This is a genomic window from Allobosea sp. UNC402CLCol, from assembly GCF_000745475.1.
Taxonomy (GTDB): Bacteria; Pseudomonadota; Alphaproteobacteria; order Rhizobiales; family Beijerinckiaceae; genus Allobosea; species Allobosea spartocytisi.
This window is the reverse complement of the sequence record NZ_JQJJ01000008.1, coordinates 406,983-431,516: the sequence shown is the minus strand read 5'-3', so window position 1 is coordinate 431,516 and position 24,534 is coordinate 406,983. Positions and strand designations below refer to the sequence as shown.

Genomic DNA, 24,534 nt, shown 5'->3' with positions numbered 1-24,534 from the left:
ATGCTGGCGCAGCTCTCCATCCGTGACATCGTCCTGATCGACAGGCTCGATCTGAGCTTCCATGACGGGCTGAGCGTGCTCACCGGCGAAACCGGCGCGGGCAAGTCGATCCTGCTCGATGGTTTCGCGCTGGCGCTCGGCGGGCGCGGCGACGGATCGCTCGTGCGCCATGGTGAGGCGCAAGGGCAGGTCAGCGCCGTCTTCGACCTGCCGCTCGCGCATGAGGCGCGCAAGCTCGCGCAGGCGCAGGAGATCGATACCGACGGCGATCTGATCCTGCGGCGCGTGCAATATGCCGATGGGCGCACCCGCGCTTTCATCAATGACCAGCCGGTTTCGGTTCAGATCCTGCGCATGGTCGGCGCGGCGATCGTCGAGATCCACGGCCAGCATGACGACCGGGCGCTGACCGACCCGGCCCAGCACCGGGCGCTGCTCGACGGTTTCGGCGGGCTGGAAAGCCAGGCGCAGGCTGTCGCCCAGGCCAGCGAAACGCTGAAGCGGGCGCGGCAGGCCTTGCAGGCCCAGCGCCTGCGCGTCGAGGCCGCGCGCAAGGAGGCCGATTTCCTGCGCCATGCGGTCGAGGAGCTCGGCAAGCTCGCGCCGAAGCCCGGCGAGGAGGACGAACTCGCCGCCACGCGTCAGACGATGATGCAGGCCGAGAAGGTCGCGCGCGATCTCAACGAAGCCTATGAGGCGGTCGGCGGCCAGGGCTCGCCCGTGCCGATGCTCGCGGCGGTGCTGCGCCGGCTCGAACGCCGGGCCGGGCAGGCGCCGGAGCTGGTCGATCCCTCGCTCGCCGCGCTCAATACCGCCATCGTCGCGCTGGAAGAGGCCGGCGAGGCGCTCGGGGCTGCGATGCGCGCGGCGGAATACGATCCGCGCGAGCAGGAGCGCATCGAGGAACGGCTCTTCGCGCTGCGGGCGGCCGGGCGCAAATATGATGTGCCGGTCGATGGCTTGTCCGTGCTCGCGGCGACCATGGCGAGCGACCTCGCGGCGCTGGACGAGAGCGAAACCTCGCTCGGCCGGCTCGAGGCGGAGGTGAGGCAGGCGGAGGACGGTTTCACCAAGCAGGCCAAGGCGCTGTCGGAGGCCCGGAAGACGGCTGCAGCGCGGCTCGATTCGGCGGTGAAGGCGGAGTTGCCGCCGCTCAAGCTGGAACGCGCCCGCTTCATCACCCGCATCGAGAGTGACGAGAGCGCGCGCGGACCGGAGGGTTTCGACCGCGTCGAGTTCTGGGTCGAGACCAATCCGGGCACGCGGCCGGGGCCGATGATGAAGGTGGCCTCCGGCGGCGAGCTCTCGCGCTTCATGCTGGCGCTGAAGGTGGTGCTGGCGGAACGCGGCTCGGCGCCGACGCTCGTCTTCGACGAGATCGACACCGGTGTCGGCGGGGCGGTGGCGGATGCCATCGGCGAGCGGCTGGCACGGCTCGCCGACCGGGTCCAGGTGATCTCGGTGACCCATGCGCCGCAGGTCGCGGCCAAGGCCGGGCAGCATTTCCTGATCGCGAAATCGGCGGGGGAAGGCGAGGCTTCGCGCACCGTCACCCGCGTCACCGCGCTCGTCGACCAGACGCGGCGCGAGGAAATCGCCCGGATGCTCGCCGGCGCCTCGATCACCGAGGAGGCGCGGGCTGCGGCAGGGCGCCTGCTCGAGGCGGCGGGCCTGCGCGGCTGATCAGCCGGCCGCTACGAGCTTGAAGCCGGCTCCTTGCCGCCTGACCTGCCGGAAGCCGGTGACATGCCCGCCCGAGACGGTCCAGCCGGTCGCCGCAGCACGCTCCAGAATCGTGCGGCGCGAGCGGGCGGCCTGCGCCGCGTCGAGATCATAGACGATTCCGAGATCGGGATCGGCTGCCTGCTCCTCGGCCAGATGCAGCGCGTCGCCCCAGAGCAGCAGGGCGCGCGCTTCATCGCCGATGAGGTAGCCACTATGCCCGAAGCTGTGGCCAGGCAGCGCGATCAGCTCGATGCCGGGAAGGACCTCGCCGGGCGCTGCCGGCCGGATGCGGCCGGCATAGAGGCGCTGCAAGGTCGCGGTGATGTCGAAGGCGCCGCGCTTGTTGTCCGGCGTGCCGGCCCGCTTCGTTTCGTCGCTGTAATAGCCGAGATCGGCCTGCGGAACGATGATTTCGGCTCGTGGCAGCCAGGGCTGCTCGCCATCGAACAGGCCAAGCGCATGATCGCCATGGAGATGGGTGATCAGGACGCGATCGACCTCCTCCGGCTGGATGCCGGCGGCGACCAGCGCGGCGCGTGCATGGCCGAGCGCCGGGCCCCAGGCGGAGCCGGTGCCGGCGTCGACGAGGGTGATGCCGTCCTTGCCGCGCAGCACGAAGCAGTTCACGTCGATGCTGATTTTGGGCTTGCCAAAGCGGGCGATGGCTTCGCTACGGGCGGCCTCGCCGGCCTGATGGATCATGACGTCCGACGGCGCTTCGAAAATGCCGTCGAGCAAGGTGATGACGTCGTATCCGCCGAAACGGTGGGCTTGCGCACTCATCGCAGTGTCTCCTGTCCGATGCTGGCCTAGCCGCCGGCACCGGGGGGCGGCAATGTTGCCCGGCAGAGAGCAGCCCTGCATCGGGCGCGCGAATCCTCCATTTCCTTTTGGCGCGTCTTGCTTTATGAGCCGTTTTCGATTGACGGCTTGCAGGTGCTGTCCGCGCCGCTTTCCCGTCACCCCCAGTTTCGCGACCTCTCGCGTTTCGAGCCTCAGATTTAGGCCTTCCACATGTCCTTCTCCCTCACGAGCCCGCCGCTCGCGCGTGCGCTCGCCGAACGCAATTACTCCGAACCGACGCCGGTGCAGAACGCCGTGCTGGAGGAGGCCGCGCGCGGCCGCGACCTGCTGGTTTCTTCGCAGACCGGCTCAGGCAAGACCATCGCCTACGGGCTTGCCATCGGCGAGACCCTGCTGGGCGACGGCGAAAAGCTCGGCCGGGCCGCAGCGCCCCTCGCGCTGATCATCGCGCCGACCCGCGAACTGGCCCTCCAGGTGCAGCGGGAACTGGCCTGGCTCTACGAACATGCGGGAGCGCGGGTGATCTCCTGCGTCGGCGGCATGGACCCGCGCCGCGAGGCGATGCTGCTCGACGAGGGCGCACATATCGTCGTCGGCACGCCCGGCCGCCTGCGCGACCATATCGAGCGTCGCCGTCTCGACGTCTCGGCGCTCAAGGCCGTGGTGCTCGACGAGGCCGACGAGATGCTCGATCTCGGCTTCCGCGACGATCTCGAATTCATCCTGAAGACGACCCCCGAGGGGCGCCGCAGCCTGCTGTTCTCGGCGACCTTCCCGAAGGCCATCGTCCAGCTCGCGCAGAGCTACCAGCACGATGCGCTGCGCATCGAGGTGGAAGCGGCGCGGCGCGGCCATGCCGACATCGCCTACAAGGCCGTGCGCGTCTATCCCAAGGAGGCGGAGCTCGCGGTCGTCAACCTGCTGCGGTTCCACGACGCGCCGGTGGCGCTGGTCTTCTGCAACACGCGCAATGCCGTGCGCCATCTCGAAGCCATCCTGCTTGAGCGAGGCTTCGCCGCCGTCGCGCTGTCGGGAGAGCTCGGCCAGAACGAGCGCAACGCTGCCCTGCAGGCGCTGCGCGACGGGCGGGCACGGGTCTGCGTCGCGACCGATGTCGCCGCGCGCGGCATCGACCTGCCGGGGCTCGACCTCGTCATCCATGCCGAACTGCCCAACGACGCCGAGGTGATGCAGCATCGTTCGGGCCGGACCGGGCGCGCCGGCAAGAAGGGCACCAGCGTCGTGCTGGTGCCGCAGTCACGCCGGCGCAAGGCCGAGCGGCTGCTGATGGAAGGCAAGGTCGAGGCCGAGTGGATCGGCCCGCCGACGCCGGAGGAGATTCGCGCGCTCGATCAGGAGCGGCTGCTCAAGGATCCGATGCTCTCGGGCGACGAGGGCGAGGATGATGCCGGCATGGTCGAGGCGTTGATGGCCGGCCGCGAGGCGCGCGAGATCGCGGCGGCGCTGGTCAGGCTCTATCGTTCGCGCCTGCCGGCGGCCGAGGAGGCGGGCGATCCCGGCTTCGGCCGCGACGAGCGCCGGCCGGTGCGCAGCCATGACGATTACGCGACGCCGCGCGAGCGCTTCGCCGCCGGACGCGAGGACAGCCCCCGCGCCGACGGGCCGCGCAAGGGCGGCCCGCGTGGCGACACGGTCTGGTTCCGCCTCAATGTCGGGCGCAGGGACGGGGCCGATCCGCGTCAGTTGCTGCCGATGCTGTGCCGGCGCGGCAAGATCACGCGCGACGAGGTCGGCGCGATCCGCATTTTCGACCGTGAGACCAAGGTCGAGATCGATGCCGATGTGGCGGAGCGCTTCTACGAGCTCGCCAAGGCGGTGGATCGTGACAAGGTCATGATCGAGCCTGTGACGGGCGAGGACGAGCGCCGTCCTGCGAAGCCCTTCGCCGAGAAGGCGAGCCATGCGCCAGCCCCCTATCAGCGCAAGGCGCGCGACGAAGGCGTGGCCGGGGAGCCTCGCGAGGCGCGTGGCTATGAGAAGAAGCCGTTCGCCAAAAAGCCTTATGAGGGCAAGGGCAAACCCTTCGCGGATAAGCCCTTTGCCGGCAAGCCCGCAGCGGGCAAGTCCTTCGGCGGATCGAAATCCTATGATCCCGTCCGCAGCGACCGCGATCCGTCGGCGGAGCCGCGCGCGCCCTGGTCGGAGACCGGCAAGCCGCATGGCGGAAAGCCCTATGCCGGCAAGAAGCCCGCTTTCTCTGGGAAGCCCGGCGGAGCCAGGAACGATGGGCCCGGTGCGCGCGGGCCGGCCGGCAAGCCGTTCAAGAGCAAGAAGCCCCGGCGCGACGATCGCGGCTGATCGCCATCATCGCCCGCAGCAGGGCTGGCTCGTTCAGCCCCGGCGGCACCTCTCCGCTCAGCGCAGGCCGAGGAAGGAGAGGATGGCGAGGACGACGACGATCAGGCCGACGAGGTAGATGATATTGTTCACGAAAGCCCCCTGACTGAAGTGGGCCGTGAGGCCCGATCTACGGAAATGAACCGTATTCAGGGGTGAAAGGTTCCCGCTGGAAAATCGGGAGCTACGGTCACGAAACGCACGTCATCCCGGACGAAGCGAAGCGGAGCTCCGGGATCCACGCCTGAACCTTGATCGGAAAGGCTCCGGCATGAATCCCGGATCGGCGCCGCCAAAGGCGGCACGTCCGGGATGACGCGTCGTGTTCCCGACTCATAGGCGTCGGACGGCCGACCGCTCAGGCCACCACCTTGCGGTAGAGATGCCAGGTCGCGTGGCCGAGAACCGGCATCACCACGATGAGGCCGACCAGCACGGGCAGGCAGCCGAGCACCAGAAGCCCGGTGACGATCAGGCCCCAGTACATCATCACGCGTGGATTGGCCTCGACCGCCGCGATCGAGGTGCGGACCGCCGTCGGCATGTCGACATGGCGGTCGATGATGAGCGGGAAGGCCACCACCGAGATCGAGAAGGCGAGGATGGCGAAGAGCAGGCCGACCGAATTGCCGACGATGATCATGATCCAACCATCGAAGGTGGTGAAGGTGGCGCGCAGGAAATCCGCCGTCGAGACATCGGCGGGCAGGCCGAGCTGGGCGCGGTAGATCAGCCAGGCGCAGGCGAGCCAGGCAAGGAAAAGCCCGGTCAGCAACACGCCGAGCAGCACGATCTGCCCGATCGCCGGCGATTGCAGCACGTCGAAGGCATGGCGCCAGGACGAATCCTGCCCTTGCTCGCGGCGCCGGCTGATCTCGTAGAGACCGATCGCCGCGAAGGGGCCGAGCAGGGCGAAGCCGCCGAGCAGCGGGAAGAGCAGGGGGAAGATGTTGTAGGTGACGGTGAGCTGCGCGAGCAGCACGCCGGCGACCGGATAGATCAGCGCGACGAAGACGAGATGGCTCGGCTGCGCCTTGAAATCCTCCCAGCCGCGCCAGAGTGCATCGCGCAGATCCATCGTCGTGATGGTGTGGACATGTGGCTCCACCGCTCTGCCGAGGTGATGAACGGTGCCGTCAAGATTGGCCATGGCGTATCTCCCGGTTCCGGCCCGGTTCGCCAAAAAGCCGTCGACATGTTCCTTGGCGTCAACGGCCTTCAGGCGTCGAGCTTCCAATTCCCAGTTCACGGATAATACACGCCGAAGCGGGTTTTGTTGCAAGCCGTCGCGCGGATGTGACGAGATAAGGGGGCCGGGGATGGGCGGCATTCACCGGGATCGCTGCTGCCCTTCCTCGACAGCGCCTTCTCGCCTAATGCTTCCCGCATGAGCGACACTGACGACAACGCCCCTTCCGAAACGCCCGTCGCCGAGTTGACGCCGCGCCGGGCCAGGCTCGAGCACAAGCGGCTCGCCGCCGAGGTGCAGGCGGCAAACGACGCCTATTTCCAGGACGACCAGCCCATCATGGACGACGCGGCCTATGACGCGAAGCGTCGGCGGCTCGTCGCGCTGGAGGAGGCCTTCCCCGAGCTGAAGGAGAGCGGCGGCGTCAGCAGCAAGGTCGGCGCCAGGCCATCCGGCAAATTCGCCAAGATCCGGCATCGCGTGCCGATGCTCTCGCTCGACAACGCGTTTTCCGACGAGGCGGTCGCCGAATTCGCCGCCCGCGTCTATCGCTTCCTCGGCCGCAAGGAAGAGGCGGGCGGCATCGCCTTCACCGCCGAGCCGAAGATCGACGGGCTCTCGCTCTCGCTGCGCTACGAGAAGGGCGAGCTGGTCGCGGCGGCGACGCGCGGCGACGGTGAGGAAGGGGAAGACGTCACCGTCAATGCCCGCACCATTTCCGAAATTCCGAAGACGCTCGCCGGGCCGGATGTGCCGGAGATCGCCGAGGTGCGTGGCGAGGTCTATCTCGGCCATGCCGATTTCGCGGGGATCAACGAGCGCCAGCGCGAGAAGGGGCTGCCCGAATTCGCCAATCCGCGCAACGCCGCCGCCGGCTCGCTGCGGCAGCTGGATGTCAGCGTTACCGCCTCGCGACCCTTGCGTTTCTTCGCCTATGCCTGGGGCGAGATGCCGGTGCTGCCGGCGCCGACCCAGATGGGCGTGGTCGAGGCCTTCAAGCGCTGGGGCTTTCGCACCAACCCGCTGATGAAGCGCTGCGAGAGCGTCGCCGAGCTGGTGGCGCAGTACCGGCTGATCGAGAGCCAGCGCGCCACGCTCGGCTACGATATCGACGGGGTGGTCTACAAGGTCGACGATCTCGCCTTGCAGGCGCGCCTCGGCTTCGTCTCGCGGGCGCCGCGCTGGGCGATCGCGCATAAATTCCCGGCGGAGCTGGCGACGACGATCCTGGAGGCCATCGACATTCAGGTCGGTCGTACCGGCGCGCTCTCGCCGGTGGCGCGGCTGAAGCCGGTCACGGTCGGCGGCGTCGTGGTGACGAACGCGACGCTGCACAACGAGGACTACATCAAGGGCTTCGATTCCAAGGGGCTGCCGATCCGCGACGGCACCGATATCCGCATTGGCGACACGGTGACGGTGAAGCGGGCCGGCGACGTCATCCCGCGCGTCGAGGCCGTGGATCTGTCGAAGCGGACGGCGGATTCCAAGCCGTACGAGTTTCCGACGCTCTGCCCGGCCTGCGGCAGCCATGCCGTGCGCGAGCATAATCCGCGCTCCGGCAAGGAGGATGCGGTGCGCCGCTGCACCGGGGGCTTGATCTGCCCGGCGCAGACGATGGAGCGGCTGAAGCATTTCGTCTCGCGCGATGCACTCGACATCGACGGGCTCGGCGACAAGCAGATCGAGTTCTTTCACAGCGACTCCGATCTGCCGGTGAAAGAGCCGGCCGACATCTTCACGCTCGCCCGGCGCGACGAGGCCAATTTCAAGAAGCTCAAGGACAAGGAAGGTTTCGGCGCGGTCAGCGCGAAGAAGCTGTTCGAGGCGATCGAGGCAGCGCGGACGCCGCCGCTCAACCGGCTGATCTTTGGGCTCGGCATCCGCCATGTCGGCGAGACCAATGCGCGGCTGCTCGCGCGCCATTACGGCTCCTTCGAAGCGCTGCGCGAGACGCTTGCCGCCGCGGCCGATCCGGCTTCGCCGCAGCGGCAGGAACTCGATGCCATCGACGGCGTCGGCCCGACGGTGGTCGAGGCGCTGCTGCAGTTCTTCGGCGAGCCGCATAATCAGGACCTGCTCGACCGCTTGCTGGAGCAGGTCCGGCCGCAGCCGCTGGAGGCCGTCGCCTCGACGAGCCCGGTCGCGGGCAAGACGGTGGTCTTCACCGGCGCGCTGGAGCGGATGACCCGCGACGAGGCGAAGGCGATGGCGGAGCGACTCGGCGCGAAGGTGGCCGGCTCGGTGTCGTCGAAGACCGATCTGCTGGTCGCGGGGCCGGGCGCCGGCTCGAAGCTCAAGGACGCGGCCAAGCACGGCGTCGAGGTGATCGACGAGGCCGGCTGGTTCGAGCTGATCGGTGGAGGCGGCGGAGCCTGAGCCCGAAATCAATGACCGTAACGTTTGCCGTCATGGTCGGGCTTGTCCCGACCATCCACGTCTTCGCTGGTCGAAGGTCGTGTTCAAGGCGTGGATGCTCGCCACAAGGGCGAGCACGACGGAGACTGGATCGCCCGCCGACTACTCAGCCGCCGCCGTGAAGATCGCCGGCGGCGGGGCGCCCGCCGCCCGCACCTGGCTCGGGGCTGAGCCGGTGATGCGCTTGAAGGCGCGGCTGAACGAGGCTTCCGATTCGTAGCCGAGCCGCTGCGCCACCACGGCGATGCGCATCCTGTCGCGTGCCAGCCATTGCCGGGCCTGATGCATGCGGACCTGGGCGACATAGCGGGCCGGTGTCTCGCCCACCACGCTGGCGAAGCGCTCGGCGAAGCCGGAGCGCGAGGCGCCCATCAGTTCGGCGAGGCTTTCCACCGTCCAGTCCGCCTCGGGATGGGCATGGATCGCGGCCAGCACCCGGCCGATCTGCGGGCAGCGCGCCGCCGCGATCCAGCCCTTGTCCTCGCCGCAGCCGTTCTCGACCCAGCCGCGGATGATGGTGGCGGCGATGACGTCCGCGAGCCGGGCGAGGATGCCGCCGGCGCCGACGCGGTCCATGCAGACCTCGCGGCCCATCGCCTCGAGCAAATGCGGTATGCCGGGCTCGTTGGCGGCGAAATCATACATCCGCATCACGTCGGGCATCAGCCGCAGCAGCGGATGGTCGGCATCGACGTTGAAGGTCATGCTGCCGCTGAAGAGCAGCATGGGCTCGCCGTCGCTGCCGCCGCCCTCGAGTTCGGTTATATCGCCACAATGCTGCTTCACCGCGCAGTCGCAAGGCGGCGAGGGCGTCACAGCCGGCGCGCTCGCCAGCACATGCGCGCCGCCGCGCGGGAGGAGCAAGGCGTCGCCGTCGCGCAGTTCCAGCCAGTCGCCTGTCGGCATCTTCAGCCAGCAGCCGCGCTGGGCAATGAAGTAGAAGCGTGCGGCGCGGCAGGGCGGGAAGGCGATGGCCCAGGGCGAGGCCATCTGGCAGCGGCTGTAGTCGACGCCGTCGAGCCTGAGCCCGCGCAACATCTCGGTGAGATGGTCGGCAGAGTGCGATGCAGCATATTTGGACGAAAGATCATTCATTCCAGACAATATAGCATGGAAACTCCAGAGGGCCACGCCCATCTTCCGGCCTCCTCATGGAGACTCCCATGTCAGATTCCCTTTCCGTCACCGCGCTCGACCTCGATGAACCCATCGAGGATGTGCGCGGAAAACCGGCCTGGGCGGCGATCGTCTCGCTGACCTTCGGCGTCTTCGGCCTTGTCACGGCCGAGTTCCTGCCCGCCAGCCTGCTGACGCCGATGGCCGCCGATATCGGCGTCTCGGTCGGCGCCGCCGGGCAGGCCGTGACCGCAACCGCCGTGGTCGGCGCCATCGCCGGCCTTGCGGCGGCCATCGTGACGCGCGGTGTCGACCGGCGCATCGTGATCTGGTCGCTGACCGGCCTGCTGATCCTGTCGAGCGCGCTCGCCGCCGTCGCAACCAATCTGCCGACGCTGCTCTTCGCCCGCGTCCTGCTCGGCATCGGGCTCGGCGCCTTCTGGTCGATGGTTGCGGCGACGGCGATGCGGCTCGTGCCGCCAAGCGCCTTGCCCAAGGCGATGTCGCTGATCTTCACCGGCGTTTCGATCGCGACCGTCAGCGCGGCGCCGATCGGCGCCTATGTCGGCAATCTCATGGGCTGGCGCGTTGTGTTCTGGCTCGCGGCGCTGGTCGGCGTCGCGACGCTGGTGATCCAGATGGCCGTGCTGCCCCGTCTGCCGGCTCGCGGTTCGCCCGATATCCGCACGCTGTTCCGCCTGCTCGGCCAGCCGAGCATCGCACTGGTGCTGGTGGGCATCGTCGTGGTGATTTCCGGGCATTTCGCCGGTTTCACCTATGTCCGGCCGTTCCTGGAGCAGATTCCGAAGCTTTCGGTCGAGGCGATCTCGCTGGTGCTGCTGGCCTATGGCGTCGGCGGCTTCTTCGGGAATTTCCTCGGCGGGGCGATCACTGCCCGCAGCGCCAAGGCTTCCGTGATCTTCGGCGCGCTGTTGATCGCGCTGATGGGTGGAAGCCTTCTGTTCGCCGGCACGTCGCCGATTGCCTCGGCCGTCGCCGTCGGGCTCTGGGGCTTCGCTTTCGGCGCACTGCCGGTCGGCTTCCAGACCTGGCTGGTCCGCGTCGCGCCGGAGGAGGAAGCCGAATCGGCCGGCGGCCTGCTCGTCGCCGCCTTCCAGGTCGCGATCGCGAGCGGCGCGGTCTTCGGCGGCCTGCTCGTCGATGGTTTCGGGACGCTCGGCGTCATCGCCTATGCCACGATCGCGACGCTGGTCGGCGGGGTCGGCGTGCTGCTGCTCGGCGCGAGGAGCCCCGAGCGGGTCGGCGCCACAGCCGCCGCGCACGCCATCTGACGCGCGGTCACCAGACAGCGAAACTGATCGGGCGCGTGATGTGCCCGATCACTTTTCTTCAAGACAGCGGCGCAGCGGGAGGGTTTATGCTGGCGCCATGGAAGCAGTCACACAGGGCGAGACACTCTGCCTCGAACCGCTCGTCGCCGGCGAGCGGGCGAAGCTGTTTCCGGCCGAGCGTTTCGGCGGGCTGGATTGTCTCGCGGCGACCTTCCGCCGCCATGCCTATGCGCCGCACCAGCATGAAAGCTATGTGATCGGCACCATCGAGGCCGGCTGCGAGACCTTCCGTGTGCGTGGCGCGCGGTACTATGCGCGGCCGGGGCTGATCACCTTCGTCAATCCGCTGGAAACCCATGACGGCGAGCCCTATGGGCCTGGCTACAGCTATCGCATGACCTATCCCGAGACCGGGTTGATGTGCGAGGTCGCGGCTTCGCTCAGCGGCCGTGAGACGACCGGGACGCCGTTTTTTCCGGAGCCTCTCGTCGAGGATGCGGAAGGCGCTGCGCTCTTCGCCGTCGCGCATCGCGCGATCGAGGATGGCAAGGACCTGCTGGCGGGCGAGGAGATGCTGCTGCGTTTCTATGCGCATTGCCTGGCCCATCATGCCGATCTGACGGTTCGGGCCGTCGGTGCGGAGGAGGGGCCTGTCGCCAAGGCGCGCGAATTGTTCGAGGCGCGCTACGAGGAAGATCTGTCGCTGGCCGATCTGGCGCGCCTGACCGGCCTGCCGCGCCATCACCTGATCCGCGCTTTCCGGCGGGAAACCGGGCTCACCCCTCACGCCTATCTCGTCGATGTCCGTGTCAGGCGGGCGCGCGAGCGGCTGCGGCGCGGCGAGATGCCGGGCGATGTCGCAGCGGCGACCGGCTTCTGCGACCAGCCGCATCTGACCCGCGCCTTCAAGGCCCGCTTCGGCGTCACGCCCGGGGCCTTCCGGGCGGCGCATGCCGGCTGAAGCCGGCTCTTCGAAAGAAAACCTCCATGTCCACGATGCGCGACGATATCAGGCGCGGCCTGAGCGATATCTGGCCGGCCGCGGTGGCAGCAGCGCCGATCGGCCTGCTCTTCGGGGCGGTGGCGGCGAGCAAGGGGCTGTCGCCGTTCGAAGTCTTCCTGATGAGCATCATGGTCTTCGCCGGTGGCGCGCAATTCGCCGCGATCGAGCTCTGGGCGAACCCGGCGCCGGTCGCCGCGCTGGTCTTCTCGACGCTGCTGATCAATGCCCGCCATGTGCTGATGGGCGCTTCGCTTGCGCCCAAGCTGCAGGGCTTCAGCCGCTGGCAGAAATTCCTCGGGCTCTACTACATGGCCGATGAGAATTGGGCGCTGGCCGAGAAGCGCGCCCGCACCCACCGCCTGACGCCGGCCTATTGGTTCGCGATGGTCATCCCCTTCGTCTCGGGCTGGCTGATCAACTCGACGCTCGGCGCGATGATCGGGGCAGTGCTGGGCGATCCCAAGCGGCTCGGCGCCGATTTCGCCTTCACGGCGCTGTTCATCGCGCTGGTCGCCGCCTTCTGGAAGGGCAGGGTGACGTTCTGGACGGTCGCAGCCGCCGGCATCGCCTCGGCCGTGACCTATCGGTTGGCTGGCCCACCCTGGCACGTCGCTGCGGGGGCGGTCTGTGGCCTGCTGGCGGCCTGGCTCGCCGCAGGCAGCGAGCCTCGGGTGCGGAATGTGGCGATCGAGGAGGTCGAGGCGTGAGCGTCGATCCGATCAATCTCCTCGCCTTCCTCGGCATGGCGATCGTGACCTATGCGACCCGGGTGGCGGGGCTTGCGCTCGTCGGGCGGCTCAACCTCTCGCCGCGCGCGCAGGCGGCCTTCGATGCGATTCCGCCCGCCGTGCTGATCGCGGTGATCGCGCCCAGCGCGCTTGCCACCGGCTGGGCCGAGACGGCGGCGGCGGCGATCACGGCGCTGGCCGCGACGCGGCTGCCGCTGCTCGGAGTGGTGGCTGTTGGCGTGGTTGCGGTGGTCGGATTCCGCATGGTGATCTGATCCACCGTCGTCATGCTCGGGCTTGGCCCGAGCATCTCAGGACCCGCTTCGTCATTCCGGGCGACCGAAGGAGACCCGGAATCCATCACAGGGTGCTGAGCACTCCGATGGATTCCGGATCGGCGCCGCTTCGCGGCTTGTCCGGAATGACGCTCTGCCGGTTTGGAGATTCTCGGGTCGAAGCTGTGCTTCGCCCGAGAATGACGGAGCCGATCACAAAGCCCGGCAGGCGGCCTCCAGCCAATCCCTGGCCTCGCCCGCGACCAGCGGCGAAAGCTTTTCCCAGACCTTGGCGTGGTAGTCGTCGATCCAGGCAATCTCGCCGTCGTCGAGCATGTTCTTGTCAATCAGCGCCCGCTCATAGGGGCACCAGGTGATCGTCTCGAAGCCGTAGATCGCGCGCTCGGCGCCGGGGATATGGCGCTCCTCGACGACGATCAGGTTCTCGATGCGGATGCCGTAATGGCCTTCCTTATAGTAGCCGGGCTCGTTGGAGAGGATCATGCCCGGCTCCAGCGGCGTGGTGCCGAGCTTGGAGAGGCGCTGCGGTCCCTCATGCACCGAGAGATAGCTGCCCACGCCATGGCCGGTGCCATGGTCGAAATCGAAGCCGCCCTGCCAGAGCGGCAGCCGCGCGAAGGCGTCGAGCTGCGCACCCGAAGTGCCCTTGACGAAGACCAACCGGGAAATCGCGACATGGCCCTTGAGCACGCGGGTGTAGCGGTCGCGCATCTCGGCGGTGGGCTCGCCGACGGCGATGGTGCGGGTGATGTCGGTGGTGCCGTCCTCGTACTGCCCACCGGAATCGACCAGGAAGATGCCGGGCTCGATGCGCCGGTTGCTGGACGCCGTGACGCGATAATGCGGCAGTGCCGCATTGGGGCCGGCGCCGGCGATGGTGGTGAAGGAGACGTCCTTGAGCAGGCCGGTTTTCAGCCGCTCGTTTTCCAGCGCCGCGACCGCGTCGATCTCGGTGAGGCCGCCCTTCGGCGCCTCACGCGCCAGCCAGGACAGGTAGTTCGTCATCACCGCGCCGTCGCGCAGATGGGCGGCGCGGCTGCCGGCGAGTTCCGCCGCGTTCTTGCGGGCCTTCATCAGGGCGATGGGGTCGGCGCCGGCATCGGGCGTGCCGCCGGCCTCGCGGATGAGCGTCGCCAGCGCCGAGGCGGCGGTCGAAGCATCGAGCCTGACCTTGGCCTTGGCGGCGCCGAGCTTCTGCAACTGCCGCTCGAGTTCGGCCGGCGGCGCGATCTCGCCGACCGCGCCAATGGCATCGCCGGCCTCGTTGGTGATCTTCTCGGGCGCGAGGAACACGGTCGGGCGGCCTTCGCGCGGCACGATGGCATAGCCCAGCGGCAAAGGCGTGTGCTCGACATCGCCGCCGCGGATGTTGAAGGTCCAGGCTAGGGCATGCGGATCTGAGACGACGAGCGCATCGACCTTGGCCTCGGTCAGCGCCTTCTGGATGCGGGCGAGCTTGGAAGCCGTGTCCTCGCCGGCATAATCGGCGCGATGCGCCTTAACGGGGGCGGCCGGCGGGGCAGGGCGGTCGCTCCAGAGCGCGTCGATCGGGTTTCTCGCGACGGGAACGAGCGTGCCGCCGGCGGCCGCGACGGCCTTTTCCAGCTTCGCGACGCCATCAGTGGTGTGAAGCCAGGGATCGTAGCCGAGCTTGCCCCCAGCCGGCAGGTTCTGCTCGATCCAGCGCTCCAGCGGTGTCTCTTCCATGCGGACGGGCGTGATGACCTTGGTATCGGTCTGTTCGGCCGATTGGATGGTGTAGCGCCCGTCGACGATCAGCGCCGCCTTCTCGGCCAGCACCACGGCATTGCCGGCCGAGCCGGTGAAACCGGTCAGCCAGGCGAGGCGGGCCATATGGCCCGGCACATATTCGCCCTGGTGCTCGTCGGCGCGCGGCACGACGAAGCCGTCGAGGCCTTGCGCGGCCAGGGCCAGCCGCAGCGCGGCGACACGGCCTGCGACCTGCGCCGGGTCGCTCGGCTCGGTGAAGGACTGGAAGCGGCAGGTCGGGATGATCGATTCGGTCATGGTGGGGTCCGGCATAGCGTGCGCCATCGTCGCGCTCCATCGGCGAAAGCACCAGTGCAAATGCGTCGGCGTGGCGATGCCTCTTCCGTAGGACCGCGCTGCCTCGCCGATCCGCATTGTGCCATTTCGTTATGCAATCTACGCAAATATTAACGAGATCGGACTTGTTGCATGCGTTTTGTGCATATCTCGCATATGCGAACACATCTTCTCGCAAGTGCGAAATGAGCCCATTTTAGTCGCATAAGAGAACGAGGAAGCGACCGGGACTGTCCTTCGTTTTTCGGAGATGGACCCATGACCTACGTGTTGAACAATGCCGACGTATTGCCCGTGCCCGTGGTGGCCGGGACGACGACGCGCTCGGAAAAGCCTGGCCTGCTGCGCCGGCTCCACGCCGCGATGATCGAAAGCCGCATGCGCTCGGCGGCTCGCGAGCTGCGGGCCCGCAATCTTCTCGTCGATGAGGCGGGGATCGTGCTCGGCGGCATTCCGTTCGCGAGCCTGTCCGACGACCGGTCGCTGCCCTTCAACCGCTGAATCTTCGGCGCGCCTCTCGCTGCGCCGCAACCGAACGGAGCCACAGCATGATCGCCCTCATCAGGCATGTCGCCGAACAGATCGCCGATGCGGCGAAGTTCGCCGTCGCCGTCTGGCACGACGCCCGCAGCCTGCAGGCTGAGGCCGAGGCCAAATACGGCCGTATCGACTTCTGAGATCGACGCTGACGACCGCGCGCCGCCGGGCTGCTGAAGCTTGCGGCGCCGGGGGTCAGGCAGGGCGGCGGGGCCTCGGGGCTGCGCCGCCTTTTTTCATGGTCAGCGTCGCCCAGCCTTCGCGCAGCGATTGGCTGACGAGGTAGATGCCCTGGTGCCGGTAGGCCGAGGCCACGCCGGCGACATCCATCGCGAGCAACCCCGACAGGATGAGCGTCCCGTCCGGTGACAGGGCCCGGGCGATCGAGGGGGCGAGGCGCTTCAGCGGCCAGGCGAGGATGTTGGCGAAGATCAGGTCGAAATGGCCCGGACGGTTCGCCTTGGCATGGCGCAAGCCTGGCGCGACATAGAGATCGAGCGCGTGCGGCGCGTGGTTGAGGCGGGCGTTATGGGCGGAGACCTCGACCGCGATCGCGTCGATGTCGCCGGCAACGACCTTGCGCTTGATCTGCTTGGCGAGCGCCAGCGCCAGGATGCCCGTGCCGGTGCCGACATCGAGCCCGTGGCGCGGGCGGCGCTTCTTCAACTCGGCATCCAGAGCCAGCAGGCAGCCGGCGGTGGTGCCGTGATGGCCGGTGCCGAAGGCGAGTGCCGCCTCGATCTCGATCGATACGTCGTTGATGCGCACGACATCCCGATCATGCGCGCCATGGACGAGGACGCGGCCGGCGCGCACGGGCTTCAGCCCGTCGAGGCTGTTGGCCACCCAGTCCTGCGTATTCACGGTGCTGAACGGGGTCTCGTCGACGAGATCGCCGACGATCGGCCTGAGCAGGTCGCGCACCGCCGCTTCGTCCGGATGGCTGGCGAAATAGATCTCGACCTTCCACGGCGCGTTGAGCGAAAGCGTGGTGACGCCTTCCTCGATCTCGAAGGCCGAGATCGCGGTCTCGGTCGGGTCGAAGATCTCGCCGAGCAATTCGGTCAGGGCCCGGGCCTTCTCGCCCGAGGTGGAGAGTTCGAAGACGGTCGCGACCGTCGCTGGCAGAAGGCCTTCGCGCATGCGCTGCCCATAGCAGGGCGGATGAGGGATGTCATGGCTGTCATCGACGGGCTAGGCTGATGCCGAGGCAGAGCGGGGGGAACAGCCGATGTTTTCGCATATCTGTGTCGGAACCAACGACTTCCGCCGGGCGGAGGCCTTCTATACGGCCGTGTTCGACGTGCTGGGGCATCCGCTGCGCTTCCGCGATCCCGATCATGCGGCCGCGGCCTGGCAACCCAAGGGAGCCGAGCGCCCGCTGTTTTTCCTGACCCGGCCGTTCGACGGTTCGCCAGCCGTTCCCGGCAACGGGCCGATGACGGCGCTTCTGGCCGGGAGCCGGGCCGAGGTCGATCGCTGCCACGCGGTGGCCCTCGCCTCCGGCGGCACCTGCGAGGGGCCGCCGGGGCTGAGAGCGCATTATCACCCCGATTATTATGGCGCCTATGTCCGCGACCCTGACGGCAACAAGCTCTGCGTCTGCTGCCATCGTGCGGAATAGGCTGCCTGCTGGTCAGCCGTGCTGTGCGTTCAGCCCGGCGAAGACCTGCGCGAAACTGCCGGTCGCCTCGGCATAACGCAGAGGCTTGCAGCGTTCGACGATGACTTCGCCGGCCTCGGGCTGCGTTTCGAGGATCGTCATCACTTCGCTGGTGAAATCGGCCAGCGGCATCGCGGCGGGATCGACCGCCTGCTGTGCGCCCATCAGTTCGGTCTGCACATAGGGAGGGGCGATCTCGATGACCTCGACCGAGGTGTGCTTGAGCTGCTCGCGCAGGCCGATCGACCAGGAATGGATCGCCGCCTTGGTCGCGCTATAGGTCGGGGTCACCGCCAGCGGCACGAAGGCGAGGCCGGAGGAGACGGTCAGGATCGTGGCGCGCGGCTGCTTCAGGAGATGCGGCAGCAGCGCGATCGTCAGGCGGATCGGGCCAAGCAGATTGGTCGCGATCGTCTCCTCGGCGATGGCGAGATTGTCGGCGGCCGGGACGTTTTCGGGCTTCATGATGCCGGCATTGTTGAGGACGGCATTGAGCTTGGGAAATCGCTCGACGACTTGCCGGGCGAAGGCCTCGATATCGGCCTTGTCCTGGATGTCGAGCAGCATCGAGGCCATGCCGGGATTGGCGGCGGTGACCTCGTCGAGCACGCCTTCGCGACGCCCGGCAATGATGATCTGATTGCCCCTGGCGTGAAGGGCCTCGGCCAGCGCGCGGCCGATGCCCGAGCCGCCGCCGGTGATCAGGATGGTGTTTCCGGAGATGTTCATCGCAAAGCCCTCTGAATGGTTGCGCTTCACGAGGTGGCATCGGTACTCTTCAAAAGAAAGAAGGCGCCAGAAGGTGCCATACGCACCAAAAGGAGAGTGTAGGATGCAGGCGATCCGAAGCGCCATGGCGGCGATGCACGCCCGAAGCAACGCGCTGCCGCCGGTGAGCCCGGCGGTCGAGTCGCTGGTGCGCCAGGTGATCGCGCAGGTGGCGGACAAATGGACCATGCTGGTGCTGGAAGCGCTCGAGGAGCACGGCACGCTGCGCTTCACCGAGGTCGGCCGCATGGTCGGCGGTATCAGCCAGAAGATGTTGACCAAGACGCTGCGCGAGATGGAGCGGGACGGGCTCGTCATCCGCACCGTCCATCCGGTGATCCCGCCCCATGTCGATTACACGCTGACCGAGCTGGGGCGCGAGCTCAGCGCGGCCTTCTGCGGCGTCTGGGTCTGGGCCGAGACGTATTATGCCGAGGTTTCGGCAGCGCGGAAGGCTTTTCGCGAGCGGGAGGGCGGGGCGTAAGGCCCTCGCCTCGGCGCTGCCGGATCGCTGGGGACTTCACGCGGCGGTCTTGCCTTGCCTGCGCAGGGAGATGATCTGGACGGTCAATCCGATAACGAGTGCGGCGAGAATGCCGCCCTGCGCGCCGAGAAGGAGCGGGGATTTCAGGTCGGTGACGAATGGGTGGCCGTCCGGGACGCGACGCAGGATTTCGGTCACGGTCGGCAGCATGAGCAGGAAGGCCGTCAGGCTGAGAGCGATTGTTTCGACGTATGTCGCGACCCGTCCGGAGATCGGTAAGCGGCCGACGCTATAGCCAATGATGAGCAGCAGGAGCGTGATCGAACCGACGCCGTAACTGACGGCTTCATGCGCGACGAGGAAGACCGTCGCTGCGCCGATCAGCATCGCGACAAAATATACGGTGCCTGCCTTTGAGCGCGGCACGATCCGGCCATGGACCGCGAACATGTAAGCCGCCGCCGGAATGGCCGGCAGGCTGCCCAGCGTATGCACCCAGCCGAGAGATGAAATGCCGAACATGGAGTGCCCTTTTCATGGGGAGGTGAGGTTGCTCGTGCGTCAGAACGCGATGGCGACGGGGAATGGAAAGTCATGTCTATCTACTAATCGGTAGGCTTAAGCGCGCGGCCTTGCGCCGCCCGGGGCGGTTGGCTTCAGTGTCGTGCTGTGAGGCGCTCCAACAGCGGGTGTGTGATGACGCCGAATATTTTGGGGTCACCATAGGCGCGGGCCGAGAGCATCGCGCCATGCACGCTGGCCATGAAGGCTTCCGCCTCGGCCTTGCTCGTGCCTGCGAAACGCAGGCTGCCCTGCTTGGCACCGCGTTCGAGAACCGAGGTCAACCAGGCGGACAGAGCCCGGAAATGGGCGCGCACCTCGACGACGATCTCCTGCGGAAGCACCGGGATCTGGCTCGCGAGGAGCGCGCAGAGGCAGAATGGAGCGCTCGCATCGGCGATGCAGGCCTCCCAATAGCCCGTATAGGCGCGCAATTGCTGGGCTGGGTCAGGGAGTTGGCGTTCGAGAGCGGCAATCCCAGCCTCCGCCTCTTCCCGGTATCGTGCGACGAGCGTGCGGACGAGGTCGGATTTGCTGGGGAAGTGGTGGTGAATGCTCGCATTGCGAATGCCGACCACCTTCGCGATGTCGGCATAGCTGAACCCGTTATATCCGCCCTCGATCAGCAGGGAGCGGGCACAACGCAGGATTTCGTCGGATGTCGTTCCCGAAGCGGCCATGCGGCTTTCTACCTACTAGTAAGTAGATCGTCAAGGCGGCGTCGCTTCCGGGCGGGGAGGAATCACCCCGCCTTCTGCACGAATGAGTCCAGCACCATCTTCCGCCCGGCCTTGTCGAAATCGACGGTGAGCTTGTTGCCGTCGACGCTGGCGACGGAGCCGGGGCCGAACTTGACGTGGAAGACGCGGGCGCCCTCGCCATAGGCGGATTCGCCGGATGATTTCGCCGTCAGCTCGCCCTCGATCAGCAGTGGACCGCGCTGGCGCGACGAGCCGCCGAAGCCGCCCGAGCCAAAGCCGCGACCGCTTTCCGAGAAGCCGCTGCCGCCGCCGCTGTTCTTCGCCCGGTTCTCCTGCGCGCGCTGCCAGCCCGGCGTGTTGTAGCTGGAGCCAAAGCTTTCCATCCGGTCGAAACGCGAGGCGCCGTAGCCGCCCTGTGAGTAGCTGGTCGGGGCCTGCTCGACCTCGACATGCTCCTCCGGCAATTCGTCGATGAAGCGGGAGGGCAGGCTGGTCTGCCAGAGGCCGTGGATGCGGCGGTTCGAGGCGAAATAGAGCTTCAGTTTCTTGCGGGCGCGGGTGAGACCGACATGGGCGAGGCGGCGCTCCTCCTCAAGGCCGGCGCGGCCGCTCTCGTCGAGCGCGCGCTGGTTGGGGAACAGGCCTTCCTCCCAGCCGGGCAGGAAGACGGTGTCGAATTCCAGACCCTTGGCGGCATGCAGCGTCATGATCGAGACGCGCGCTTCGGCCTCGCCGTCGCCGACGTCCATGACCAGCGAGACGTGCTCGAGGAAGGCCGGCAGGTCGGGGAATTCGTCGAGCGAGCGGACGAGTTCCTTGAGGTTTTCCAGCCGCCCGGCGGCGTCGGCCGAGCGGTCCTTCTTCCACATCTCGGTATAGCCGGATTCCTCCAGGACCAGCTCGGCGAGCTCGCCCTGCGGCATATGCTCGGCGCGGGCCGACCAGCGGCCGAAGGCATCGACCAGCTCGCGCAGCGCCGTGCGGGCCTTGGGCTTCAGCTCGTCGCTCTCGACCGCGGCGCGGGCCGACTGCATCAGCGAGAAGCCGGTGGCGCGGGCATGGTTGTGCAGAAGCTGGACGGTGGCGTCCCCGAGCCCGCGCTTGGGCACGTTGACGATGCGCTCGAAGGCGAGGTCGTCGGTCGGCGACACCACGCAGCGCAGATAGGCCAGCGCGTCGCGGATTTCGGCGCGTTCATAGAAGCGCGGGCCGCCGATGACGCGATAGGGCACGCCGGCCTGGACGAAGCGCTCCTCGATCTCGCGCATCTGGGCGGAGATGCGCACGAGCACCGCGACCTCGGCGAGGTTGTGCTTCTTCGATTGCATCGCCTCGATCTCGTCGGAGATCAGGCGGGCTTCCTCCTGGCTGTCCCAGGCGCCGGTGATGGTGACCTTCTCGCCGAGTGCATCCTCGGTACGCAAGGTCTTGCCGAGGCGGCCTTCGTTGCGGGCGATCAGCTTGGAGGCGGTGGCGAGGATATGGCCGGTCGAGCGGTAGTTGCGCTCCAGCCTGATCACCGTCGCACCCGGAAAATCGTGCTCGAAGCGCAGGATGTTGTCGACCTCGGCGCCGCGCCAGCCATAGATCGACTGGTCGTCGTCGCCGACGCAGCAGATGTTGCGGCGGCCCTGTGCCAGCAGGCGCAGCCAGAGATACTGCGCCGTGTTGGTGTCCTGGTACTCGTCGACGAGGATATAGCGGAAGCGGTCGTGATAGGTCTGGAGCACGTCCGGATAGTCGCGGAACAGCGTCAGGCAATGCAGCAGCAGGTCGCCGAAATCGACGGCGTTCAGCGCCTTCAAACGCTCCTGATAGGCGGCGTAGAGCTTGCCGCCCATGCCGTTGGCGAAGACGGCGGCCTCGCCTGGGGGAACGTCCTTGGGGGAGAGGCCGCGGTTCTTCCAGCTATCGATGAAGCCCGCCAGCATGCGGCCGGGCCAGCGCTTCTCGTCGATGCCCTCGGCCTGGATCACCTGCTTCATCAGGCGGATCTGGTCGTCGGTGTCGAGGATGGTGAAGTCGCTGCGCAGGTCGAGCAGTTCGGCATGGCGGCGCAGCAGCTTGGCCGAGATCGAATGGAAGGTGCCGAGCCAGGGCATGCCCTCGGCGACCGGGCCGACGAGATGGGCGACGCGCTCCTTCATCTCGCGCGCCGCCTTGTTGGTGAAGGTCACGGCGAGGATCTGGGACGGATAGGCGCGGCTGGTCGAGATCAGATGGCCGATGCGGGTGGTGAGCACGCGCGTCTTGCCGGTGCCGGCGCCGGCGAGCACGAGCACCGGGCCCTCCGTCGCCTCGACCGCCTGGCGCTGCTCCGGGTTCAGCCCCGCGAGATAGCCGGCCGCAGGCTGTGCCGCGGCGCGCGCGGCCAGCCCGCCGGGGCGGGGCAGGGGAGCGGAAAAGGCGTCGGTCTCGGACAAGGGTCTAAGCTGCTCGTGCGTGATTCGTTCTCCGGCGAATATAGGGCGTCGATGTCAGGATTGCGCCCTGCCGGAGCGATCATTTTATATCCTGTTCCACAGGGAGGTGGCAGCAATGGCGCATCGGGATGGAGAAGAGCGCTGGGAAATCACCAATCAGGTGCCCGTGCTTGCCGACTACGATGCCTTCGTGGCCGATCCGGTTCTGCCCGGCATCGTCTCGGCCTTCGGGGCCGATTGGGCGCGAGACCGGCTTCATGAGGCGGGACGCACGGTCGGCTCTGCCCGTGTGCAGGAACTGGCCTATCTCGCCAATCGCTACTCCCCGGAACTCCGGGCCTTCGACCGCTTTGGCAACCGTATCGACGAGATCGCCTTCCATCCGGCTTGGCACGAATTGATGGGGCTCGCCATCGGGCAGGAAGCCCATGCGCTGGCCTGGAACCGGCCGGAGCCCGGCGCGCAGGTGGCGCGGGCCGCCTTGCAGTATCTCTGGTACGGCGCGGAGAGCGGGGTCTGCTGCCCGATCAGCATGACCTATGCCGCCGTGCCGGTGCTGAAGCAGGACGCAGCGTTGTGGGAGCAATGGGGAGGCCTCGTCACCTCCAATCGCTACGATCCGCGGCAGGGACCGGCGCATCTCAAGACGGGCGCGACTGTCGGCACGGCGATGACCGAGACGCAAGGCGGCTCGGATCTGCGGCAGACGCAGACGGTGGCCGAGGATAATCGCGACGGTACATGGTCGCTGCATGGCCGGAAGTGGTTCTTCTCGGTGCCGCATTCCGACGTGTTCCTGACGTTGGCGCGCACGGGCGAGGGTATCTCCTGCTTCGTCGTCCCGGGCTGGCTGCCGGACGGATCGCGCAACGGCGTCGCGATCCAACGCTTGAAGGACAAGGTCGGCAACCGCTCCAACGCTTCTTCCGAGGTCGAGTTCAGGGGCGCGATCGGCCATCTCATCGGCGAGCCGGGTCGGGGCATCCGCTCGGGCCTGTCGATGAACCACAATTCGCGGCTCGACATCGCGGCGGCGTCGTCCGGGCTGATGCGGATGGCGGTCTCGCTGGCGGCCCATCACGCCCAGCATCGCCGCGCCTTCCAGAAGGCGCTGATCGACCAGCCGATCATGCAGAACGTGCTCGCCGACATCGCCATCGAGGCCGAGGCCGCGGCCTGGCTCGCCTTCCGGCTGTTCGCAGCGCTCGACCGGCAAGATGAGTCCCCGAGCGAGCGGCTGCTCGCGCGGGTCGGCGCGCCGATCGCGAAATACTGGATCACGCGGCGCGCGCCGGCCGTCGTCACCGAGGCGCTGGAATGCCACGGCGGCAACGGCTTCATCGAGGAGAATCCGATGGCGCGGCTCTACAGGGAGGCGCCGCTCAACGCGATCTGGGAGGGCTCGGGCAATGTCATCTGCCTGGACATGCTGCGTTCGCTGGCGCGCGAGGAGGGCGCTGTCGATGTATTGCGGGCGGAGCTGATGGCGGCTGCGGGCGCGGACCGGGGCTACGATGCGGCTTTGAAACGGCTGGAAGGCGAGTTGCCGGAGATGATGCGCAACGAGGGGCAGGCGCGGCGATTGACCGAGAAGCTGGCGTTGATGCTGCAGGGCTCGTTGCTGTTGCGTTTCGCGCCGGCCGCGGTGGCGGATGCCTTCATCGCGACGCGGCTGGATGGGGGCTGGTCGGGACAGTTCGGCGATCTGCCGCCGGGCGTCGACGCTGCGGCGCTGGCGCGGCGGGCGGTACCGGCTGTTTGAAACGTCATGCCCGGGCTTGACCCGGGCATCTCTTCATCGCTTTTCCGTCACGAGATGCTCGGGTCAAGCCCGAGCATGACGCATGTGTCTCAAGCTGCTTCCGGCTCGAACGTCATCGCCTCGCCATTGATGCAGTAGCGCAGGCCGGTCGGGGGCGGGCCGTCCGGGAAAACGTGGCCCAGATGGCCGCCGCAATTGGCGCAATGGACCTCGACCCGATGCATGCCGTGGCTGTGATCCTCGCTGGCGCCCACCGCACCTTCCAGCGGCTGGTCGAAGCTCGGCCAGCCGGTGCCGCTCTCGAACTTCTTGCCCGATTTGAACAGCTTCTGGCCGCAGCCGGCGCAGGAGAAGGTGCCGGCGCGCTTCTCGTAGTTGAGCGCGCAGGAACCCGCCCGCTCGGTGCCGTGGCCGCGCAGGATGCGATACTGCTCGGGTGTCAGGCGCGCACGCCATTCGGCATCGCTGAGCTGGAAGGGGAAGGTTTCGGCCTGCTTCTTCTCGGCGCCGAACATGCTCGTCAGACCCATGATGATCTCCTTCTCGGCGGATGGCTCGCGATGCCATCGGCTCGGTCCGGCCCAATATGGCTTTTCGGCCGCCGATTTTCAGCCCCCTCGGCGCTGGACCTTGTTTCAC

The 24,534-nt window shown here is 67.6% G+C and carries 22 protein-coding genes; 12 read left to right on the top strand and 10 right to left on the bottom strand.

Annotated features, from left to right (window positions below):
• Complete coding sequence (gene recN / locus GY40_RS04060) at positions 1–1,683, top strand: DNA repair protein RecN (protein WP_038358859.1); 1,683 nt, start codon at positions 1–3, stop codon at positions 1,681–1,683.
• On the opposite strand, the gene GY40_RS04055 is transcribed toward recN, so the two are convergent.
• A complete protein-coding gene (locus tag GY40_RS04055) occupies positions 1,684–2,508 on the bottom strand; it encodes an AidB family quorum-quenching N-acyl homoserine lactonase (protein ID WP_038358856.1) in 825 nt (274 codons plus the stop codon). It abuts the gene before it with no gap.
• 231 nt (positions 2,509–2,739) lie between these two features.
• On the opposite strand from GY40_RS04055, the gene GY40_RS04050 reads away from it, so the two are divergent.
• Entirely contained in the window at positions 2,740–4,848 is a 2,109-nt protein-coding gene (locus GY40_RS04050; protein WP_038358854.1) for a DEAD/DEAH box helicase, read from the top strand.
• 397 nt (positions 4,849–5,245) lie between these two features.
• Here the strand turns inward: GY40_RS04050 and GY40_RS04045 are convergent, their stop codons facing one another.
• Complete coding sequence (locus tag GY40_RS04045) at positions 5,246–6,037, bottom strand: DUF2189 domain-containing protein (RefSeq protein ID WP_038358853.1); 792 nt, start codon at positions 6,035–6,037, stop codon at positions 5,246–5,248.
• A gap of 237 nt (positions 6,038–6,274) precedes the next feature.
• On the opposite strand from GY40_RS04045, the gene ligA reads away from it, so the two are divergent.
• Entirely contained in the window at positions 6,275–8,455 is a 2,181-nt protein-coding gene (ligA, locus tag GY40_RS04040) for an NAD-dependent DNA ligase LigA (protein ID WP_038358850.1), read from the top strand.
• A 141-nt stretch (positions 8,456–8,596) separates the two neighbouring features.
• On the opposite strand, the gene GY40_RS04035 is transcribed toward ligA, so the two are convergent.
• Positions 8,597–9,589: an AraC family transcriptional regulator gene (locus tag GY40_RS04035; RefSeq protein WP_038358849.1), complete on the bottom strand. Its 993-nt coding sequence runs from the start codon at positions 9,587–9,589 to the stop codon at positions 8,597–8,599.
• Positions 9,590–9,657: 68 nt separating this feature from the next.
• On the opposite strand from GY40_RS04035, the gene GY40_RS04030 reads away from it, so the two are divergent.
• The 4 genes from GY40_RS04030 to GY40_RS04015 all read left to right on the top strand — a co-directional run bounded on the left by GY40_RS04030 (position 9,658) and on the right by GY40_RS04015 (position 12,908).
• Positions 9,658–10,902, top strand: a complete 1,245-nt coding sequence (locus GY40_RS04030) for an MFS transporter (protein WP_156115861.1) — start codon at positions 9,658–9,660, stop codon at positions 10,900–10,902.
• 97 nt (positions 10,903–10,999) lie between these two features.
• Positions 11,000–11,863, top strand: a complete 864-nt coding sequence (locus tag GY40_RS04025; protein ID WP_038358846.1) for an AraC family transcriptional regulator — start codon at positions 11,000–11,002, stop codon at positions 11,861–11,863.
• A gap of 26 nt (positions 11,864–11,889) precedes the next feature.
• Entirely contained in the window at positions 11,890–12,612 is a 723-nt protein-coding gene (locus GY40_RS04020) for an AzlC family ABC transporter permease (protein WP_038358844.1), read from the top strand.
• Positions 12,609–12,908, top strand: a complete 300-nt coding sequence (locus GY40_RS04015) for an AzlD family protein (protein ID WP_038358841.1) — start codon at positions 12,609–12,611, stop codon at positions 12,906–12,908. Before GY40_RS04020 ends, GY40_RS04015 begins: the two co-directional genes overlap by 4 nt.
• A 213-nt stretch (positions 12,909–13,121) precedes the next feature.
• Here GY40_RS04015 and GY40_RS04010 read toward each other — a convergent pair whose 3' ends face one another.
• On the bottom strand, positions 13,122–14,957 hold the full coding sequence (locus GY40_RS04010; protein ID WP_038360017.1) for an aminopeptidase P family protein: 1,836 nt from the start codon (positions 14,955–14,957) through the stop codon (positions 13,122–13,124).
• Between the two features lie 297 nt (positions 14,958–15,254).
• Between GY40_RS04010 and GY40_RS04005 the strand changes: the two genes are divergently transcribed.
• Together GY40_RS04005 and GY40_RS28450 are read left to right on the top strand one after the other, a co-directional pair.
• Complete coding sequence (locus tag GY40_RS04005) at positions 15,255–15,497, top strand: hypothetical protein (RefSeq protein WP_038358840.1); 243 nt, start codon at positions 15,255–15,257, stop codon at positions 15,495–15,497.
• Positions 15,498–15,544: 47 nt separating this feature from the next.
• A complete protein-coding gene (locus GY40_RS28450; protein WP_260368406.1) occupies positions 15,545–15,673 on the top strand; it encodes a hypothetical protein in 129 nt (42 codons plus the stop codon).
• A gap of 55 nt (positions 15,674–15,728) precedes the next feature.
• Here GY40_RS28450 and GY40_RS04000 read toward each other — a convergent pair whose 3' ends face one another.
• On the bottom strand, positions 15,729–16,676 hold the full coding sequence (locus GY40_RS04000; RefSeq protein ID WP_038358838.1) for a 50S ribosomal protein L11 methyltransferase: 948 nt from the start codon (positions 16,674–16,676) through the stop codon (positions 15,729–15,731).
• Between the two features lie 88 nt (positions 16,677–16,764).
• On the opposite strand from GY40_RS04000, the gene GY40_RS03995 reads away from it, so the two are divergent.
• On the top strand, positions 16,765–17,157 hold the full coding sequence (locus tag GY40_RS03995) for a VOC family protein (RefSeq protein WP_038358836.1): 393 nt from the start codon (positions 16,765–16,767) through the stop codon (positions 17,155–17,157).
• A 12-nt stretch (positions 17,158–17,169) separates the two neighbouring features.
• Here GY40_RS03995 and GY40_RS03990 read toward each other — a convergent pair whose 3' ends face one another.
• Positions 17,170–17,925, bottom strand: coding sequence for an SDR family oxidoreductase (locus GY40_RS03990; protein ID WP_038360015.1), 756 nt, complete (start codon positions 17,923–17,925; stop codon positions 17,170–17,172).
• 124 nt (positions 17,926–18,049) lie between these two features.
• Between GY40_RS03990 and GY40_RS03985 the strand changes: the two genes are divergently transcribed.
• The gene (locus tag GY40_RS03985; protein ID WP_051987611.1) at positions 18,050–18,448 is read left to right on the top strand and encodes a winged helix-turn-helix transcriptional regulator; all 399 of its coding nucleotides are present in this window, start codon (positions 18,050–18,052) and stop codon (positions 18,446–18,448) included.
• 36 nt (positions 18,449–18,484) lie between these two features.
• On the opposite strand, the gene GY40_RS03980 is transcribed toward GY40_RS03985, so the two are convergent.
• From GY40_RS03980 to GY40_RS03970, 3 genes are all read right to left on the bottom strand, one after another.
• The gene (locus GY40_RS03980) at positions 18,485–18,970 is read right to left on the bottom strand and encodes a hypothetical protein (RefSeq protein WP_038358833.1); all 486 of its coding nucleotides are present in this window, start codon (positions 18,968–18,970) and stop codon (positions 18,485–18,487) included.
• 134 nt (positions 18,971–19,104) lie between these two features.
• Positions 19,105–19,689, bottom strand: coding sequence for a TetR/AcrR family transcriptional regulator (locus GY40_RS03975; protein ID WP_038358831.1), 585 nt, complete (start codon positions 19,687–19,689; stop codon positions 19,105–19,107).
• A gap of 62 nt (positions 19,690–19,751) precedes the next feature.
• Positions 19,752–22,103: an ATP-dependent helicase gene (locus GY40_RS03970; RefSeq protein ID WP_248311111.1), complete on the bottom strand. Its 2,352-nt coding sequence runs from the start codon at positions 22,101–22,103 to the stop codon at positions 19,752–19,754.
• 145 nt (positions 22,104–22,248) lie between these two features.
• On the opposite strand from GY40_RS03970, the gene GY40_RS03965 reads away from it, so the two are divergent.
• On the top strand, positions 22,249–23,895 hold the full coding sequence (locus tag GY40_RS03965; protein WP_038358829.1) for an acyl-CoA dehydrogenase family protein: 1,647 nt from the start codon (positions 22,249–22,251) through the stop codon (positions 23,893–23,895).
• An 89-nt stretch (positions 23,896–23,984) separates the two neighbouring features.
• Here GY40_RS03965 and msrB read toward each other — a convergent pair whose 3' ends face one another.
• Positions 23,985–24,410 carry a peptide-methionine (R)-S-oxide reductase MsrB gene (gene msrB / locus GY40_RS03960; RefSeq protein WP_038360013.1) on the bottom strand — a complete coding sequence of 142 codons (426 nt, stop codon included), beginning with the start codon at positions 24,408–24,410 and terminating at the stop codon, positions 23,985–23,987.
• Between the last annotated feature and the right edge of the window lie 124 nt (positions 24,411–24,534).

Bases quoted from the DNA above. Each gene is read 5' to 3' on its own strand.
- msrB (WP_038360013.1), bottom strand. From the start codon at position 24,410: ATGTTCGGCGCCGAGAAGAAGCAGGCCGAAACCTTCCCCTTCCAGCTC.
- GY40_RS04025 (WP_038358846.1), top strand. From the start codon at position 11,000: ATGGAAGCAGTCACACAGGGCGAGACACTCTGCCTCGAACCGCTCGTC.
- GY40_RS28450 (WP_260368406.1), top strand. From the start codon at position 15,545: ATGATCGCCCTCATCAGGCATGTCGCCGAACAGATCGCCGATGCGGCG.
- recN (WP_038358859.1), top strand. From the start codon at position 1: ATGCTGGCGCAGCTCTCCATCCGTGACATCGTCCTGATCGACAGGCTC.
- GY40_RS03980 (WP_038358833.1), bottom strand. From the start codon at position 18,970: ATGTTCGGCATTTCATCTCTCGGCTGGGTGCATACGCTGGGCAGCCTG.
- GY40_RS03975 (WP_038358831.1), bottom strand. From the start codon at position 19,689: ATGGCCGCTTCGGGAACGACATCCGACGAAATCCTGCGTTGTGCCCGC.
- GY40_RS04030 (WP_156115861.1), top strand. From the start codon at position 9,658: ATGTCAGATTCCCTTTCCGTCACCGCGCTCGACCTCGATGAACCCATC.
- GY40_RS04045 (WP_038358853.1), bottom strand. From the start codon at position 6,037: ATGGCCAATCTTGACGGCACCGTTCATCACCTCGGCAGAGCGGTGGAG.
- GY40_RS04005 (WP_038358840.1), top strand. From the start codon at position 15,255: ATGACCTACGTGTTGAACAATGCCGACGTATTGCCCGTGCCCGTGGTG.
- ligA (WP_038358850.1), top strand. From the start codon at position 6,275: ATGAGCGACACTGACGACAACGCCCCTTCCGAAACGCCCGTCGCCGAG.
- GY40_RS04020 (WP_038358844.1), top strand. From the start codon at position 11,890: ATGTCCACGATGCGCGACGATATCAGGCGCGGCCTGAGCGATATCTGG.
- GY40_RS04055 (WP_038358856.1), bottom strand. From the start codon at position 2,508: ATGAGTGCGCAAGCCCACCGTTTCGGCGGATACGACGTCATCACCTTG.
- GY40_RS03990 (WP_038360015.1), bottom strand. From the start codon at position 17,925: ATGAACATCTCCGGAAACACCATCCTGATCACCGGCGGCGGCTCGGGC.
- GY40_RS03995 (WP_038358836.1), top strand. From the start codon at position 16,765: ATGTTTTCGCATATCTGTGTCGGAACCAACGACTTCCGCCGGGCGGAG.
- GY40_RS03985 (WP_051987611.1), top strand. From the start codon at position 18,050: ATGGCGGCGATGCACGCCCGAAGCAACGCGCTGCCGCCGGTGAGCCCG.
- GY40_RS03965 (WP_038358829.1), top strand. From the start codon at position 22,249: ATGGCGCATCGGGATGGAGAAGAGCGCTGGGAAATCACCAATCAGGTG.
- GY40_RS04000 (WP_038358838.1), bottom strand. From the start codon at position 16,676: ATGCGCGAAGGCCTTCTGCCAGCGACGGTCGCGACCGTCTTCGAACTC.
- GY40_RS04035 (WP_038358849.1), bottom strand. From the start codon at position 9,589: ATGAATGATCTTTCGTCCAAATATGCTGCATCGCACTCTGCCGACCAT.
- GY40_RS04010 (WP_038360017.1), bottom strand. From the start codon at position 14,957: ATGACCGAATCGATCATCCCGACCTGCCGCTTCCAGTCCTTCACCGAG.
- GY40_RS04050 (WP_038358854.1), top strand. From the start codon at position 2,740: ATGTCCTTCTCCCTCACGAGCCCGCCGCTCGCGCGTGCGCTCGCCGAA.